The sequence below is a fragment of the Arthrobacter sp. D3-16 genome (assembly GCF_054408515.1).
In genome coordinates this window covers 2,619,070-2,634,458 of the sequence record NZ_CP096437.1, presented here as the reverse complement: position 1 = coordinate 2,634,458, position 15,389 = coordinate 2,619,070, and the positions used below count along the sequence as shown (strand labels likewise).

Below are 15,389 nucleotides of genomic sequence, written 5' to 3'. Positions count from 1 at the left end.
GAGGTGTGGACAGCTCGCAGCCAAGGCAGGCACCGGACGACGGCGGGACCAGGCTGCGGGAGCCTGCGCAGAGTTCGCTGCCGCATCAGTCACAACCACGCCTGAACGGGCGGTGGGCGGCGGCCGCAGGGGCCGTTGCGGTGGGCAGTGCCGTGATGCTCGGGGAGCTGTTGGCGGGTTTGTTCAGTCCGTCATTGTCGCCGCTGACTGCTGTTGGCGGCGCCGTCATCGATGCCGTTCCTCCCGGCGTCAAGGACTGGGCCGTGACGGTGTTCGGTACTGCCGACAAAGCGGCTCTCCTGGCCGGGATGGCTCTGGTCATGGCGTCCCTGGCCGCGCTGGCCGGGGTGGTGGAATACCGCCGCCGTTTCATGGGCGCCGCCGTGATCGCCGTCTTTGGACTCGTTGGCCTGGTGGCCGTCCTGACCCGCGCCCAGGCCACCCTTAACGCGACCATGCTGCCAGTACTCACCGCAGCCGCTGCCGGAGTGCTGCTCAGGTTCCTGATTCGCCGGCTGCAGACATGGGGAAAGACGGGAGCGGAGTCCGCGGCCCCGGAAGCGCCGGCCCGCCGTCGCTTCCTGCAGGTCCTGGCAGGCGGGGCCGCATTCACCGTCCTCGGCGGTGCGCTGGCGGCGGCATGGCGCCGTGCCACCGCTGTCGCGAGCGAAGCCCGCAGCCTCGTGACGCTGCCTGTCCCTGCATCGCCGGCGCCGGCCATTCCGCCGACGGCGGAGGCGGAGGTGGACGGCATGCAACCGCTCGTCACCCCCAACGCCGACTTCTACCGCATCGACACAGCGCTGACAGTTCCCGCCGTCGACCCGGACACGTGGGTCCTGAAAGTCACCGGCATGGTGGAAAGGGAGGTGGAGTTGACCTTCGCCGAACTCCTGGCCAAGCCCCTGGTTGAGCGCCACGTGACCATCGCCTGCGTGTCCAACAATGTGGGGGGAGACCTTATTGGCAATGCCCGCTGGCTGGGCTGGCCGGTTCGCGAACTGCTCAGCCTCGCCGGGCCACGGCCAGGCGCGGACATGGTGCTTTCACGAAGTGTGGACGGCTGGACCGCAGGCACGCCCCTTGAGGTGCTCAGGGACGGCCGGGATGCGCTGCTCGCCGTCGGAATGAATGGCGAGCCGCTACCCCTTGAGCACGGATTCCCCGTGCGGCTGGTAGTGCCCGGACTGTACGGCTATGTGTCGGCGACCAAATGGGTCACCGGGCTCAAGGTCACCAGGTTCGTCGACGACGTCGCCTACTGGACTCCCAGGGGCTGGTCGGAGCGGGGCCCGATCAAAACGTCCTCCCGGATCGATGTGCCACGAAATGGCCGGCCGGTGAACGCGGGAACGGTGATGGTCGGCGGCATCGCGTGGGCACAGCACACTGGCGTCGACAAGGTGGAGCTCCGGGTGAACCGTGGCCCGTGGCAACGTGCGGAGCTGGCCGAAGGCATCTCGCTGGACACCTGGTACCAATGGAAACTGGGCTTGGAACTTGCGGAAGGCCAGTACGAACTCCAGGTGCGCGCCACGGACCTGGCTGGCAACACCCAGGTTGAGGAGAGCCGGCCTGTCGCCCCGGACGGAGCCACCGGGTTCCACACGATTAGAGTGGATGTGAAACCCTGACGGCTACCGAAGGCGGAACCATGACCAGCCCGCATCACCATGGAACGCCTGTAGAGCAAGTGCTGCCCCAGCCGGAACACCAGCATGGCGTACTGGGGCTGCACCGGTCGCATCAGGGCGGGCACCAGGCACGGTCCGTGGCCGACCATGCCGCCGCTGTCGCGAAACTGTTGCAGCATCTGCGTGCGCCGGAACGGGCGGAACTGCTGCCCCTGCACCAGGCGCTGGGCCGCGGCCTGGTGAGCGCGGTCCCCGCTCCCATCAGCCTGCCGCCCTTCGCCAACTCCCAGATGGACGGCTACGCCATCCGTTCTTTCGACGTGCCCGACGGCGGAGCGGAGTTGCGCCTTATGCCTCCCGTTCCAGCCGGAGCAAGCCCTGCACCCCTCCACCCGGGGATGGCCGTGGCGGTTATGACCGGCGCGATGCTCCCGCAGGGGGCTGACGCCGTCGTCCCCATTGAACGGGCCATTCCGGACCGTTTCCTGCCGCACACTGAGCAGGCCACGGTGCGGTTGCCTCCGGCTGCACCCGGCACCTATGTGCGGGCAGCAGGCAGCGACGTGGAGGCGGGTAGGACGGCCTTGGCCGCCGGAACCTTCCTGGGCCCCGCCCAGTTGGGACTGCTCGCCGCGCTGGGGATTCCGGAGGTTACGGTCTTCAAAGCAGTGACTGTCCTGCTGGTCACCACCGGGGACGAAGTGGTGGAACCCGGCCAGGAGCTGCCCGCCGGCAAGATCTACGACTCCAATGCCACCCTCCTGGAAGCAGCCATGAAGCAGGCGGGACTGAACGTCCGCCGCACGGGCATCGTCACCGACAACCCGGACCGGCTCCGCACTCTGCTGCGGGCCGAGCGCGACGCGGTGGACCTGATCGTCACCACCGGGGGAGTCAGCAAGGGCGCGTACGAGGTGGTCCGGCAGGCGATGCAGGACCAGCCTGTGGACTTCCTGCATGTGGCAATGCAGCCGGGTGGACCGCAGGGCATCGGCACCTTCGAGGGACGCCCATTCCTGGGTTTTCCAGGAAACCCGGTCAGCTGCCTGGTGTCCTTTGAGATGTTCCTCCGCCCCGCTCTGGCCGGTCTGCTCGGCGCGCCTGCGCCGCGCCTGCCCATCCCTGCCCGCCTCAGCCAGTCCCTCACGTCTCCTGAACACAAGCACCAGGTCCGCCGCGGCACGCTGCAGCCCGATGGCACCGTGGAGCTGCAGGGTGGGGAAAGCTCGCACCTGATGCACGCGCTCGCCGGTTCGAACGTGCTGGTTCATGTCCCGGTTGGGGTGAACGCGCTCGCGGCAGGTGCAGAGGTGGAAGTATGGATGCTGTGAATGCAGAACAATCCCCGGCCGCGCTTACGCACCTGCGCCAGGACGGCAGCGCCCAGATGGTGGACGTCTCCGCCAAAGCCGAAACAACCCGCGAGGCCACCGCCACCGCAACGGTCCACACCACGGCAGAGGTCATGGCCCTGCTCGGCTCGGGCGGCCTGCCCAAGGGAGACGCCCTGGCCGTGGCACGCGTTGCCGGAATCATGGCCGCGAAGAAGACCCCGGAACTGATTCCGCTGTGCCATCCGCTTCCGCTGTCCAAGGTCACCGTGGACTTTGAGCTTGGAGCAGAGTCCGTCACCATCCTCGCAACGGTCAAAACCCGCGGCGTCACCGGTGTGGAAATGGAAGCCCTCACGGCAGCCTCCGTCGCGGCCCTGAGCGTTTACGACATGATCAAGGCCGTGGACAAACACGCCGTCCTGAATGACATCAAAGTGCTTGCCAAGAGCGGCGGCAAGAGCGGGGACTGGACACTGTGAGCAGCCCCGGCACCCTGAATGCCCCGGAACCCCACCGCCACGGCGACGTCCAAGGCCGGAAGGCCGGCGTCGTCATTGCCTCTACCCGGGCCGCCGCCGGAATTTACGACGACGAAACCGGCCCCGTGATCACCGACTGGCTGACAGAACACGGCTTTGACGTCTTCCCCGCCATGGTGGTTCCCGACGGCGAGCCCGTGGGCGCAGCCATCCGCGCCCTGCTGACCCAGCGCCCCGCCGTCGTCATTACCAGCGGAGGCACGGGCCTCAGCCCGGACGACCGGACACCGGACGTCACGCTGCCGCTGCTGGACCGCGAGATCCCCGGCATCATGGAGGCCATCCGGCTCGCCGGCGCCGCGAAAACGCCGCTTGCGGCACTCAGCCGCGGTTACGCAGGTGCCGCCGGAAACACCTTCATCATCAACCTGCCCGGGTCACCCAAAGGGGTGATGGACGGACTCACCGTCCTGGACCCGGTGATTGGGCACCTTTGCGACCAGCTGGAAGGCGGACATGGGCACTGAAACAGCATTCGAGGTGGTCAGCGCGGTCCTGAGCGCTGAACCCATCTCCGTTGACCAGGCCATTGCGGCCGTGGAAAGTGACACCGCCGGGGCGGTGGTCAGCTTCAGCGGCGTGGTGCGCAACCACGACGGCGGCAAGGCGGTCAACCGCCTCAGCTACAGTGCGCATCCCACCGCCCACAAAGTGATGGCCGACGTCGTTGCCCGCCTGGCAGCGGAACAAACGGCAGCGGAACAAACGGCAGGGGCGCAAGGGGCGGACGGCTCTGCCTCCCAGCCCGTGCGCATTTGGGCAGCCCACCGGATCGGCATGCTCGACATCGGCGATCCTGCGCTCGTCTGTGCCGTCTCCGCAGCCCACCGGGGCCAGGCCTTTGCCGTGTGCTCCGAGCTGGTGGACAGGATCAAGGATCAGGTGCCCATCTGGAAGGAACAGTTCTTCGCCGACGGCACCGTGGAGTGGGTAGGCGCGGGCAGCTGATCCTGCTGTTGTGCCTGCCTGCCCCACCATTCTTCATGCCGGCTCCCGCGAGGTAACGCACACTCCCAGTTCCCGTGGGCCGCAGGCCCACCGGTAGGGTTAACGCCATGACCGAACAACACTCCGCTCCCATGCCCGTTGCCGTGCTGGGCGCGAATGGGCGCATGGGCGCCGAAGCCGTAAAAGCCATTGAAGCCGCCCCTGACATGAAGCTTGTCGCCGCACTGGGCCGGAGAGATTCGTTGGATCAGCTCACCGCTGCAGGGGCACGCTTCGTGGTGGACCTGACCGTTCCCGAAAGCACTGAAGCGAACGTGCGCTTCGCCGTCGAACATGGCATCCACGCTGTTGTCGGCACCACCGGGTGGGACGCCGGCAAGCTGTCCGGGTTGGCGGACCTGTTGGCAAGCCGGCCTGAGACGGGGGTGCTGATTGCACCCAACTTCGCCCTTGGCTCGGTGCTGGCCTCTGCCTTCGCCGCGAAGGCATCCAAATACTTCGAGTCGGTCGAAATCATTGAACTGCACCACCCGGACAAGGTGGACGCGCCGTCGGGCACGGCAGTCCGGACCGCCGAGCTCATCGCCGCCGAACGCAGCGCTGCGCAGGTGCCGCCCAGCCCCGATGCCACCACCAGCGAACTTTCCGGCGCGCGCGGCTGCGAGGTGGACGGCGTTCGCGTCCACAGCGTACGGCTCCGCGGCCTCGTCGCCCACCAGGAAGTCCTGCTCGGCAGCGCCGGTGAGCAGCTGACCCTGCGCCATGATTCCTTCGACCGCGCCTCGTTTATGCCCGGCGTACTGCTTGGCCTGCGCGGCGTCGCCGCACATCCCGGGCTCACGGTGGGCCTCGACGGCTACCTGGACCTGGGGCTGTAGCCGTGGGCGGGCTGGTTGCCGGCTTCCGGAAGAACCGCACCAAAATCTGGGTGGGCGCGGTCACACTCCTCCTGGTCTTCTACCTGGTGGTGTCCTTCCAGCGCTCGGTCCTGCTGCTGACGGACAGCAACCCTGCCGCCGTCGCCATCGGAGCGGCCTACCTCGTGCTGCCGGTGATTGGTGCCTGGGCGCTGGTCCGGGAACTCATGTTCGGGGCCCGCACCGAGCAGATGGCGAAGGTCCTCGAGGCCGAGGGCGGCCTTCCCGTGGACGAACTTCCCAGGACCCCGGCGGGGCGGATTGTCCGTTCCGCAGCGGATGCCGAGTTCGAGAAGTACCGGGCGGAGGCTGAAGCAGCCCCGGAGGACTGGCGTTCCTGGTTCCGGCTGAGCTGTGCCTACGACGCCGCCGGCGACCGCAAGCGCGCCCGCGCCTCCATGCGTGACGCCGTCAAGCTCTTCCGCGGCCAGGTCCCGGCCTAGCGCTTCGGCGACCGGTCCTGCCCTCCCGCTCACTGAACCGGTGCATCTATCGGCGGTGCATCTAACGGAGGGCCTTGGCGTTGCCGCGGCCCACCTGGTTAGCCGCGTGCCCGAGCCATTCCAAGGGGCCGCGCCACTTCAGGAGCACGAACACCATGCCGACAATCACCGCCGCGGCGGCCTGGGCGAAGTACATCGCGTCCTCAGTCCAGCCGGCCGGGAGGGGCTTGAGGTAGAAGCCCGAAACTACCCACACGTGGATGGAGTAGAGGGTCAGGGTCATGCCGCCCGCACCGCGAAGCGGCAGCAGCAGGTCAAGGGCCACCCACTCGGCCAGCCGGCCCAGGAGGAGGAAAGCCCCAATCACCGCCGCCGCCACGGCGGACGTGTGCAGCAGGTCAAGCGGGGTGGCGGAATGGGGCGCTGCCGAGGCCAGCCACCACCACGACCCCTCCTGCGGGATGCCTGTCAGGTTGACCTGCAGGACGCTGTGTAACGGATAGCCGGGGGAATCGAGCAATTTTTCCAAGGCGGCCCGGCCGCCCCAGCTTTCCATCGCCGCCGTTCCCAGGGCTTTGGCCAGGACAGCAACGATGGTGCCGCCGATGAGCAGCACCCACGGGACGAGCGCCTTGTTAAGCATCAGGCGGCCGATGACCAGGCCCACCAGCAGGTAGGACATCCACTGGAAAACGGGGTAGTAGCCGGTGAAAAAGAGGTCAGCCAGGAGCCGGGTGGGTGTGGACAGATCTTCCCAGGAGGGGTTGTGGCCCAGCCTCAACGGCGGGTTCGCCGCCAGCAGCCAGGGGCGCAGCAGGTACGCCAGAACCGGCGAGGCCAGGATCCAACCGGCTGCCCATCCAACAAGCGGCTTCAGCTTCATGCCCAGGAACGGCAGGACGCACAGGAACAGCACTGCGTAGTGGACCAGGATGATGGCCAGGTTCACTTCGAGGCCGCCCAAACTGAGTCCGACGGCGGCAATCACCAGGGCGCGCAAGGCAACCCCACGCCGGGCTGCTGACAGGTCCGGGCCGTCCAGCGGCCTGTGCTTCCCTGTGGACAAGGCCAGGCCAACGCCTGCCAGCACTGCGAACAGTGCGGCGGCCCGGCCCGAAAAGGTCAGGCCGATCCAGGTGGGGGTCAGGTCGGTGTTCGACTCGAACGTGGGAAGCAGGTGGGTGGCCATCATCCCCAGCAGGGCCAGCCCGCGCGCCGCGTCCATTCCATGCAGCCGGCCCGGCACCGACCGGCCGGCAGCCGTCCTGGGAGAGGTGGCGGCGTTACGGGAGGTCATGACCAGATCGTCTCACACCTGCCTGTATTGGAGCTGTCAACACCCCCCCTTGTCTTCGAATATGTGTTCGAATAACATGGAGCGCATGCAAACCCCATCACCCGAAATCCCCGCTTCGGAGTCACAAGATGCCGGGCCACTGAAGGCCATGAGCCCGGGTGTTGTTGACTACCTCTTCCGCCAGCTGGTGACAGGAAAATCCTCTGAGGACGTCCAGTGGGAGCAGGAGGGCATCAGCCTGTCCGCGCAGCCCGAGGGAGCAGAGCTCGCGCGCCGCCTCGGCGAGACGGACATCGACGCCCTGACTCCGGTCGAACTGTTCCACTACGTCCGGGCGGCCCAGCGGCTGGCAACCTGGGCTGAAGGACTGAGGCAAGCGGCAGTCGGCAGGTACTGCCGGCCGGGACCTGGCCAACCGCCGCACGCTTAAGTGACCGCTGCTGAGGCGGGCGTCGGCGCAGTTGCCTAGGATGGAGGAGTGACAGACACCCTCCCCGTCGCCGCCATCCAGTACCAGCCACTGGACGGAGGAATCACCGCAAACGCTGCCGAGCACGTGCGCCTCATCGAGGATGCCGATGATCACGGCGCCCGCCTGGTGGTCTTCCCGGAACTGTCCCTCACTGGCTACCGGCTGGATCTCCTCAAGGACTCCGACTCCTGGCTGATGCCGGAGGACGAACGCCTCGGCGACGTCCTGGAGATCTGCCGCAGGACAGGGATTACAGCAGTTGTCGGCGCTGCCCTTCGGGAAAGCGATGGCTCAGCACGGTTGGCATCACTGGCCATTCATCCGGACGGCAGCACCGAAACGGCGTTCAAGACGCACCTCCACGGCCAGGAGCTGGAACTGTTCACGCCGGGGGAGGGCGCCACCCTGATCGAGGTGGATGGATGGAGCATCGCACTGGCGCTGTGCTTCGATACCTCCGTTCCCGCCCACGCAACTGATGCCGCTGCAGCTGGAGCCGACGTGTATTGCGTGTCCGCCCTCTACACCAGGGACGAGGAACACCGGCTGGCGCTCCACCTCGGCGCCCGGGCCATGGATAACAGGATGTTCACGCTGCTGGCCAACCTGGGCGGCAGGAGCGCGCTGGGTGAGTCCTGCGGCTTAAGCGGTTTTTGGGGCCCTGACGGCTTTCCGCTGACGCAGGCAGCAGGAACCGGCACCGAAGTTGTTCCCTGCATCCTGCAGCGAAGCCGCCTCAAAAAGTACCGAAAGCCAACCGCTGGGGCCGACGGCGCAACGGCTGTTTGACGTTCATCACGCCGCCCCTATTGTCCTAACCAGCCGGGGACAGGGTAACGTTTTTTCCATGGCTGACACTTCCGCGCGCATCCCTGCCCTTGGCACCCTCCTGACCGCCATGGTCACGCCGTTCACGAAGGACGGCACAGTGGATTACCAGCAGGCCGCGGAACTGGCCACCAAGCTTGTGGACGACGGCTGCGACGGCCTGGTGGTTACCGGAACCACAGGTGAAACGTCCACCCTCACTGACGACGAAAACCTGGGCATGTTCCGTGCTGTCAAGGAAGCGGTCGGAGGCCGGGCGGCCATCATTGCCGGCACAGGCACCAACGACACCGCGCACTCAGTGCACCTCTCCCAGCAGGCTGCGGCCCTGGGCGTGGACGGCATCCTGCTGGTGACCCCGTATTACAACAAGCCCAGCCAGCCCGGCCTGCGCGCGCACTTCGAAACCATCGCTTCCGCCGCGGATGTGCCCGTCATGCTGTACGACATCCCGGGCCGGTCCTCGATCGCCATCGAACCCGAAACCATGATCCGCCTGGCGCAGCACCCGAACATCGTGGCCGTCAAGGATGCCAAGGCCGATTTTATTGCTGCCACCCGCGTTATGGCAGAAACGGACCTGTTTTTCTACTCCGGTGATGACGGACTGACCCTGCCGTGGATGGCGCTCGGTGCCGTAGGCCTTGTCGGCGTCACCACGCATGTGGCCACCCGCCAGTTCCGTGACCTCATCGATGCGGTCAACGCCAACGATCTCGAAACTGCGCGGAAGATCAACTTTGAGCTTCAGCCCGTGGTCCGCGCCACTATGACCCGGGTCCAGGGGGCCGTTGCGGCCAAACAGATTCTTAAATGGCAGGGAGTCCTGCCCAACTCGATTGTCCGTTTGCCCCTCGTGGAGCCGGACGAAGCCGAGATCGAAACCATCCGCGGGGATTTGGCGGAAGCGGGGCTGGTCTTTTCCTGAGGAGTAAGACCAGCACCCTTCCGCCTGGAAAGTAGTGCAATATGACCCAAACTGCCCTCACCGGCCTTGTCACCCCTCCCCGCCTGCCGCAGGGAACGCTCCGGATTGTCCCGCTTGGCGGACTGGGGGAGATCGGCCGGAACATGGCCGTGTTCGAGATCGACGGCAAGCTGCTGATCGTGGACTGTGGCGTCCTCTTCCCGGAGGAAACCCAGCCCGGCGTTGACCTGATCCTGCCCGATTTCTCCTACATTGAGGACCGGCTTGACGATGTCGTGGCCGTAATCCTTACCCACGGCCACGAAGACCACATCGGAGCTGTCCCGTACCTGCTGCGGCGCCGCAGCGACATTCCGCTGGTGGGCTCCCAGCTCACCCTCGCCTTGATCGAGGCGAAGCTGCAGGAGCACCGCATCCGGCCCTACACCCTCACGGTGGAGGAAGGCCAAGTGGAGAAGTTCGGCCCGTTCGAATGCGAGTTCGTGGCCGTCAACCACTCCATACCCGACGCCCTCGCAGTGTTCATCCGCACCGCAGGCGGCACCGTCCTGCATACCGGCGACTTCAAGATGGACCAGCTTCCCCTTGATGGCCGCATCACCGACCTCCGGCACTTCGCGAAGCTCGGCGAAGAGGGCGTTGACCTCTTTATGTCGGATTCGACCAATGCTGACATCCCCGGTTTTACAACCGCGGAAAAGGAAATCGGCCCCACGCTGGAGCGCCTCTTCGGCCAGGCCACGAAGCGGATCATCGTTGCATCGTTCTCTTCCCACGTACACCGGGTGCAGCAGGTCCTGGACGCGGCCGCCAAGCACAACCGCAAGGTGGCTTTCGTGGGCCGTTCCATGGTCCGCAACATGGCCATCGCCGAAAAGCTCGGCTACCTTGATGTTCCGCCCGGGCTGATCGTGGACATCAAGAACATCGACAACCTGCCGGACAACCGCGTGGTGCTGATGTCCACCGGCTCGCAGGGTGAACCGATGGCCGCGCTGTCCCGGATGGCAAACGGGGATCACCGCGTGGTGGTGGGTGACGGCGACACCGTCATCCTCGCGTCAAGCCTCATCCCCGGAAATGAAAACGCCGTCTTCCGGATCATCAACGGACTGCTCAAGCTCGGCGCCGACGTCATCCACAAGGGCAACGCCAAGGTCCATGTCTCCGGGCACGCCGCCGCCGGCGAACTCCTGTACTGCTACAACATCCTTGAACCACTCAATGCGATGCCGGTTCACGGTGAAACCCGCCACCTGATCGCCAACGGCAAAATCGCCATCGAGTCAGGCGTGCCCGAAGCCAGCGTGATCCTCGCGGACAACGGCACCGTGATCGACCTCAAGGACCACCGCGCGGACGTGGTCGGCCAGGTTGAAGTGGGCTTCGTCTACGTGGACGGCTCCAGCGTCGGTGAAATCACCGACGCCGACCTCAAGGACCGCCGGATCCTGGGGGATGAGGGCTTCATCTCCATCATTACCGTCATCAACCGCACCACCGGCAAGGTGGTGTCCGGGCCCGAGATCCACGCCCGGGGTGTGGCAGAAGACGATTCCGTCTTCGACGACATCATCCCCAAGATCAACGCCGCACTGGAGGAAGCCGTCCTGAACCACGCGGACCACACCAGCCACCAGCTCCAGCAGGTGGTCCGCCGCGTGGTGGGCACCTGGGTCAACCGCAAGCTTCGCCGCAAGCCCATGATCATCCCCGTGGTGCTCGAGGCATAGCCTTCCTTGCCGACGGCTCCGGCCCGTGTTCCTGGTCCCGCCAGGAACACGGGCCGGATGCGTTTAAGCGGTCCGAACCGGGATCCGCCCGCCCCCAAATCCGCAGAATACCGCCGCAGTTCCGGTACCGTGGCTGGTATGGCCACTCGTACTACCTCCGCGCCCAATGGTTCAAGCAGGGCCAGCTCCGGCAGCAAATCCGGCGGCCGCGGTTCCGGCTCCACGGCAGCAAAATCTCCAGCAGCCAAATCAGGGCGGTCCGGGAGCTCGGGCACGGCGCGGACCCGCCAGCTTCCCGCCGTCGAACAGCACCAGCCGTGGCTGCTGCGGGTGGTGGGCGGGGCGTGGCTGGGACTTGCCCACCTCGTGGGCGGGGGAGTGCGGCGCATTGGCCATGACGTCAGCGACCTTCCGGCTGACGAACGCCGCGACGGGGCTGCCCTCTTCAACCTGGCGCTGGGGATCTTCATTGCCACGTTCGCGTGGTGGGGCCTGACCGGCTGGTTCCCGGACGCCGTCTACAGCGTGGTGAACGGTACGTTCGGTTGGATGTCGCTGTTGCTCCCGCTGATGCTATTTGTCTGCGCCTTCCGGCTTTTCCGGCAGCCTTCTGACGGCCGCGGCAACAACAGGGTTGGCATCGGTTTCCTGATCATGACCTTCGCAGGGTGCGGCCTTGCGCACGTCCTGGGTGGCCAGCCCACTGTCGCCCAGGGTTTCGACGGGCTGCGCCAGGCAGGCGGCATGCTGGGCTTCCTGGGCGCCTCGCCACTGGCGGCCATCCATCCGGCCGTACCGCTGGTGCTCTACGGGCTGCTCGCCTTCGTGTCCCTGCTCATCATCACTGCTACGCCGTTCGGTGCCATTCCCCGGCGGCTGCGCGGCGCCTATGAACACCTCATGGGCATTGACCTGCTGGACCAAGAGGACAGCGACCGCCACGACCGAAGCTACCTTGAGCGGACCCCGCCCGCCGCACCGAAAAAGAAGAAGCGCCGCCTGTTCGGCAAGGACGAGGACGCCGACGCCGGCCTGGAAGGCTATGTGGGCGACGAAGCGTTCGAGCACGCCGTGATCGACGACGACGAACCCCAGCCGCCCCGCCCCGCCCCGGGGGTGCGGCGCCCCACCCAGGCCGAGATCGCCGTCGAAAAGATCAAGGCAGCGCAGGGACTTGGCGCCGCTGCTTCCGCTGCGCCGGAGGAGAACGCCACCGAAGCCATCCCAATGATCACCCCCGGCATGTCCGCCTCCGGCGGCCAGCCGGCGCCCGCGGCGCCCACCGTGCCGTCTAATCCTGTGGCTCCCGCACCGCCGCCGGTTCCCATCCCGCAGCGGACGGAGCAGTTGTCGCTCGCCGGCGACGTGACCTACACGCTCCCTGCCTCGGACTACCTGACCCCGGGCTCAATCCCCAAGGAGCGCACGGAGGCCAATGACGCCGTCGTCGCTGCCCTCACCGACACCCTCCAGCAGTTCAATGTGGACGCCACCGTGACAGGCTTCAGCCGTGGTCCCACCGTCACCCGGTATGAGATCGAACTGGCCCCGGGAACCAAGGTGGAACGGGTCACCGCCCTGTCCAAGAACATCTCGTACGCGGTTGCCTCCAGCGACGTGCGGATCCTCAGCCCCATCCCGGGCAAGTCCGCCATCGGCATCGAGATCCCCAACACCGACCGCGAGACCGTCTCGCTGGGCGACGTGCTGCGCAGCCAGAACGCCCGCCGCACCGACCACCCCATGGTCATGGGCGTGGGCAAGGATGTTGAGGGCGGCTACGTGGTGGCCAACCTCGCCAAGATGCCCCACCTGCTGGTGGCCGGCGCCACCGGTGCCGGTAAGTCGTCCTTCGTGAACTCCATGATCACGTCCATCCTGATGCGCGCCACCCCGGACGAAGTCAGGATGGTCATGGTGGACCCCAAACGGGTGGAACTCACGGCCTACGAGGGCGTCCCGCACCTCATCACGCCCATCATCACCAACCCCAAGAAGGCGGCGGAGGCCCTCCAGTGGGTGGTCCGCGAGATGGACGCCAGGTACGACGACCTGGCGAATTACGGCTTCAAGCACATTGACGACTTCAACAAGGCAGTCCGCGCCGGAAAGGTCCAGCCCCCGGTTGACTCCAAGCGCGTGATCCGCCCGTACCCCTACCTCCTGGTGATCGTGGACGAGCTCGCCGACCTGATGATGGTGGCGCCGCGCGACGTGGAAGACTCCATCGTCCGCATCACCCAGCTGGCCCGAGCCGCCGGCATCCACCTCGTCCTGGCGACGCAGCGGCCGTCCGTCGACGTGGTCACCGGCCTCATCAAGGCCAATGTTCCTTCCAGGATGGCTTTTGCCACCTCGTCCGTCACCGATTCCCGCGTGGTCCTTGACCAGCCGGGCGCGGAGAAGCTCATTGGCCAGGGCGACGCCCTCTTCCTGCCCATGGGCGCGTCAAAGGCCATGCGTGTGCAGGGCGCCTGGGTCACGGAGTCCGAAATCCACAAGGTGGTTGAGCACGTCAAGGGACAGCTGCAGGCGGCTTACCGCGACGACGTGGCCGTGGACGCGCCAAAGAAACAGATCGACGATGACATCGGGGACGACCTCGAGGTTCTGCTGCAGGCCACCGAACTGGTGGTCACCACGCAGTTCGGCTCCACGTCCATGCTCCAGCGCAAGCTGCGGGTCGGCTTCGCCAAGGCCGGCCGCCTGATGGACCTGCTCGAATCGCGGGGAGTGGTGGGCCCCTCTGAGGGTTCCAAGGCCCGCGACGTCCTGGTGAAGCCGGACGACCTGGCGCCGGTCCTTGCGGCCATGAAGGGCCAGGAGGCGCCGAAGGCACCGGATGCGCAGACCGCAGCCCTCAGCGACAACGCCAACGCCAACATCGCCCAGGGTGGCTACGCCGAGGACCTGGTGGCGGCGGACCTGGACCAGCGGAAGCAGAACGTCGAATATTACGACGGGTCTGATTCCGCTCCCGGCGGGTATGACGACGAAGACGGCTCGGAAGACGCCTGGTCCCTGACGGGGCGCTAGCCCAAAGAATGTAGCCTAGAAAGGTGACTAGCACCGATGCAACCGCCGCCGGCCCAGGCCGTGCCGGGGTCTGGAACCTTCCCAATGTCCTGACCATGCTCCGCATCGCGCTGGTGCCGTTCTTCGTGTGGTTCCTGATCGCGGACGCGCCGGGCCTGCAGAGCGAGGCCGGGCCTTGGCGCTGGGCAGCGGCGGCGGCGTTCGCCGTCGCAATCTATACGGACAAGCTCGACGGCGACATCGCCAGGAGCCGGAACCTCGTGACCGACTTCGGCAAGATCGCCGATCCGATTGCGGACAAGCTGCTGATCGGGTCCGCACTGGTCATGCTGTCCGTGCTCGGCGAACTGCCCTGGTGGGTCACAGTGGTGATCCTGGTCCGCGAATGGGGCATCACCGCCCTGCGCTTCTTTGTGATCCGCTATGGTGTCATCCCTGCCTCGCGCGGTGGCAAGCTGAAAACAGTCGTCCAGACGGCGGCCATCTTCCTGTACCTCCTGCCGCTGGCAGCCATCATGCCGTGGCTGTCGTGGGCAGCCTTCGCGGTGATGATGGTGGCCGTGCTGATCACGGTCTGGACCGGCGTTGAGTACGTTGTCGAGGCGCTGCGCCTGCGGTCCAAGGGAAAGCTGCAGGGAACGGCCAATGAGCAGGAGCCGGCATGACAAACCTTCATTATCTGTCAGAACAGGCCGTCAGGAAGGCGCTGGAGCTGAGCCGCACGGTGGCCACGGCCGAATCGCTGACGGCCGGTATGGTCTCAGCTGTCCTGGCTGACACCGCGGGTGCCTCCGGGATGCTGCAGGGCGGCGTGGTGGCGTACCAGAATTCGGTGAAGGAGAACGTGCTGAGGGTTTCCCCGGAGTTGCTCGCCGACGTCGGATCCGTTGACAGCGGTGTTGCCGCCGCCATGGCTGCCGGTGCCCGGACCGCCCTTGGTGCCGATATCGGAATCTCAACCACCGGAGTAGCCGGACCCGAACCACACGATGGAAAGCCCGTGGGGACGGTGTACATCGGCATAGCTACGGCTGCGGGAACAACCGGGTTTGAGTATTTGTTTACCGGAAACCGGGCCGAAATCCGGGGGCAGGCATGCGGTGCTGCCTTGGAAAGGCTCCTGGAAGCACTGGCTTCCTGAAGTTACCCGCCTGTAAAGTTGGTGGGAACAAAAGCCGGTACCGATTAGTTATTACATTGTGTCGCTTCCGCAGAGCGGGGGCGCCTAGGATAAAACCACCACTATGGTTCGCCCCGGCGGACCGACTATGAGGAGCAAG

15 protein-coding genes are annotated in these 15,389 nt (G+C 66.2%); 14 read left to right on the top strand and 1 reads right to left on the bottom strand.

All coding sequences use genetic code 11. The features are described from left to right. The first annotated feature begins 155 nt into the window (after nt 1-155). From M1D32_RS12555 to M1D32_RS12525, 7 genes are all read left to right on the top strand, one after another. Entirely contained in the window at nt 156-1,634 is a 1,479-nt protein-coding gene (locus tag M1D32_RS12555; protein WP_458782184.1) for a molybdopterin-dependent oxidoreductase, read from the top strand. Between the two features lie 20 nt (nt 1,635-1,654). Next, nucleotides 1,655-2,965, top strand: coding sequence for a molybdopterin molybdotransferase MoeA (locus M1D32_RS12550; protein WP_458778984.1), 1,311 nt, complete (start codon nt 1,655-1,657; stop codon nt 2,963-2,965). Continuing rightward, nucleotides 2,953-3,447 (top strand): cyclic pyranopterin monophosphate synthase MoaC, encoded by a 495-nt coding sequence (moaC, locus tag M1D32_RS12545; RefSeq protein ID WP_458778983.1) that lies wholly within the window; start codon nt 2,953-2,955, stop codon nt 3,445-3,447. The genes M1D32_RS12550 and moaC overlap by 13 nt, the downstream gene beginning before the upstream one ends. Next, entirely contained in the window at nt 3,444-3,974 is a 531-nt protein-coding gene (locus M1D32_RS12540) for a MogA/MoaB family molybdenum cofactor biosynthesis protein (RefSeq protein WP_458778982.1), read from the top strand. Before moaC ends, M1D32_RS12540 begins: the two co-directional genes overlap by 4 nt. Then, nucleotides 3,964-4,455, top strand: coding sequence for a molybdenum cofactor biosynthesis protein MoaE (locus M1D32_RS12535; protein ID WP_458778981.1), 492 nt, complete (start codon nt 3,964-3,966; stop codon nt 4,453-4,455). The genes M1D32_RS12540 and M1D32_RS12535 overlap by 11 nt, the downstream gene beginning before the upstream one ends. Nucleotides 4,456-4,562: 107 nt before the next feature. After that, nucleotides 4,563-5,333, top strand: coding sequence for a 4-hydroxy-tetrahydrodipicolinate reductase (gene dapB, locus M1D32_RS12530; RefSeq protein WP_458778980.1), 771 nt, complete (start codon nt 4,563-4,565; stop codon nt 5,331-5,333). A gap of 2 nt (nt 5,334-5,335) precedes the next feature. Next, nucleotides 5,336-5,815 (top strand): hypothetical protein, encoded by a 480-nt coding sequence (locus M1D32_RS12525; protein WP_163164520.1) that lies wholly within the window; start codon nt 5,336-5,338, stop codon nt 5,813-5,815. Between the two features lie 61 nt (nt 5,816-5,876). On the opposite strand, the gene M1D32_RS12520 is transcribed toward M1D32_RS12525, so the two are convergent. Beyond that, nucleotides 5,877-7,112, bottom strand: coding sequence for a heparan-alpha-glucosaminide N-acetyltransferase domain-containing protein (locus M1D32_RS12520; protein WP_458778979.1), 1,236 nt, complete (start codon nt 7,110-7,112; stop codon nt 5,877-5,879). Nucleotides 7,113-7,197: 85 nt separating this feature from the next. Here M1D32_RS12520 and M1D32_RS12515 point away from each other — a divergent pair, with 85 nt between their 5' ends. The 7 genes from M1D32_RS12515 (at nt 7,198) to M1D32_RS12485 (ending at nt 15,250) form a co-directional block, all read left to right on the top strand. Continuing rightward, nucleotides 7,198-7,542, top strand: a complete 345-nt coding sequence (locus M1D32_RS12515; protein ID WP_458778978.1) for a hypothetical protein — start codon at nt 7,198-7,200, stop codon at nt 7,540-7,542. 48 nt (nt 7,543-7,590) lie between these two features. Next, a complete protein-coding gene (locus M1D32_RS12510; protein ID WP_458778977.1) occupies nt 7,591-8,373 on the top strand; it encodes a carbon-nitrogen hydrolase family protein in 783 nt (260 codons plus the stop codon). 58 nt (nt 8,374-8,431) lie between these two features. Then, complete coding sequence (gene dapA / locus M1D32_RS12505; RefSeq protein ID WP_458778976.1) at nt 8,432-9,340, top strand: 4-hydroxy-tetrahydrodipicolinate synthase; 909 nt, start codon at nt 8,432-8,434, stop codon at nt 9,338-9,340. A 41-nt stretch (nt 9,341-9,381) separates the two neighbouring features. Continuing rightward, complete coding sequence (locus M1D32_RS12500) at nt 9,382-11,073, top strand: ribonuclease J (protein WP_458778975.1); 1,692 nt, start codon at nt 9,382-9,384, stop codon at nt 11,071-11,073. A 138-nt stretch (nt 11,074-11,211) separates the two neighbouring features. Further along, entirely contained in the window at nt 11,212-14,109 is a 2,898-nt protein-coding gene (locus M1D32_RS12495; RefSeq protein ID WP_458778974.1) for an FtsK/SpoIIIE family DNA translocase, read from the top strand. A 23-nt stretch (nt 14,110-14,132) separates the two neighbouring features. Next, the gene (gene pgsA / locus M1D32_RS12490; protein WP_458778973.1) at nt 14,133-14,774 is read left to right on the top strand and encodes a CDP-diacylglycerol--glycerol-3-phosphate 3-phosphatidyltransferase; all 642 of its coding nucleotides are present in this window, start codon (nt 14,133-14,135) and stop codon (nt 14,772-14,774) included. Beyond that, nucleotides 14,771-15,250, top strand: a complete 480-nt coding sequence (locus M1D32_RS12485) for a CinA family protein (RefSeq protein WP_458778972.1) — start codon at nt 14,771-14,773, stop codon at nt 15,248-15,250. Before pgsA ends, M1D32_RS12485 begins: the two co-directional genes overlap by 4 nt. The last annotated feature ends 139 nt before the right edge of the window (nt 15,251-15,389 follow it).

Coding starts and splice junctions, on each gene's coding strand:
- M1D32_RS12555 (WP_458782184.1), top strand. CDS start 156: ATGCTCGGGGAGCTGTTGGCGGGTTTGTTCAGTCCGTCATTGTCGCCG.
- M1D32_RS12550 (WP_458778984.1), top strand. CDS start 1,655: ATGACCAGCCCGCATCACCATGGAACGCCTGTAGAGCAAGTGCTGCCC.
- moaC (WP_458778983.1), top strand. CDS start 2,953: ATGGATGCTGTGAATGCAGAACAATCCCCGGCCGCGCTTACGCACCTG.
- M1D32_RS12535 (WP_458778981.1), top strand. CDS start 3,964: ATGGGCACTGAAACAGCATTCGAGGTGGTCAGCGCGGTCCTGAGCGCT.
- dapB (WP_458778980.1), top strand. CDS start 4,563: ATGACCGAACAACACTCCGCTCCCATGCCCGTTGCCGTGCTGGGCGCG.
- M1D32_RS12520 (WP_458778979.1), bottom strand. CDS start 7,112: ATGACCTCCCGTAACGCCGCCACCTCTCCCAGGACGGCTGCCGGCCGG.
- M1D32_RS12515 (WP_458778978.1), top strand. CDS start 7,198: ATGCAAACCCCATCACCCGAAATCCCCGCTTCGGAGTCACAAGATGCC.
- dapA (WP_458778976.1), top strand. CDS start 8,432: ATGGCTGACACTTCCGCGCGCATCCCTGCCCTTGGCACCCTCCTGACC.
- M1D32_RS12500 (WP_458778975.1), top strand. CDS start 9,382: ATGACCCAAACTGCCCTCACCGGCCTTGTCACCCCTCCCCGCCTGCCG.
- M1D32_RS12495 (WP_458778974.1), top strand. CDS start 11,212: ATGGCCACTCGTACTACCTCCGCGCCCAATGGTTCAAGCAGGGCCAGC.
- M1D32_RS12485 (WP_458778972.1), top strand. CDS start 14,771: ATGACAAACCTTCATTATCTGTCAGAACAGGCCGTCAGGAAGGCGCTG.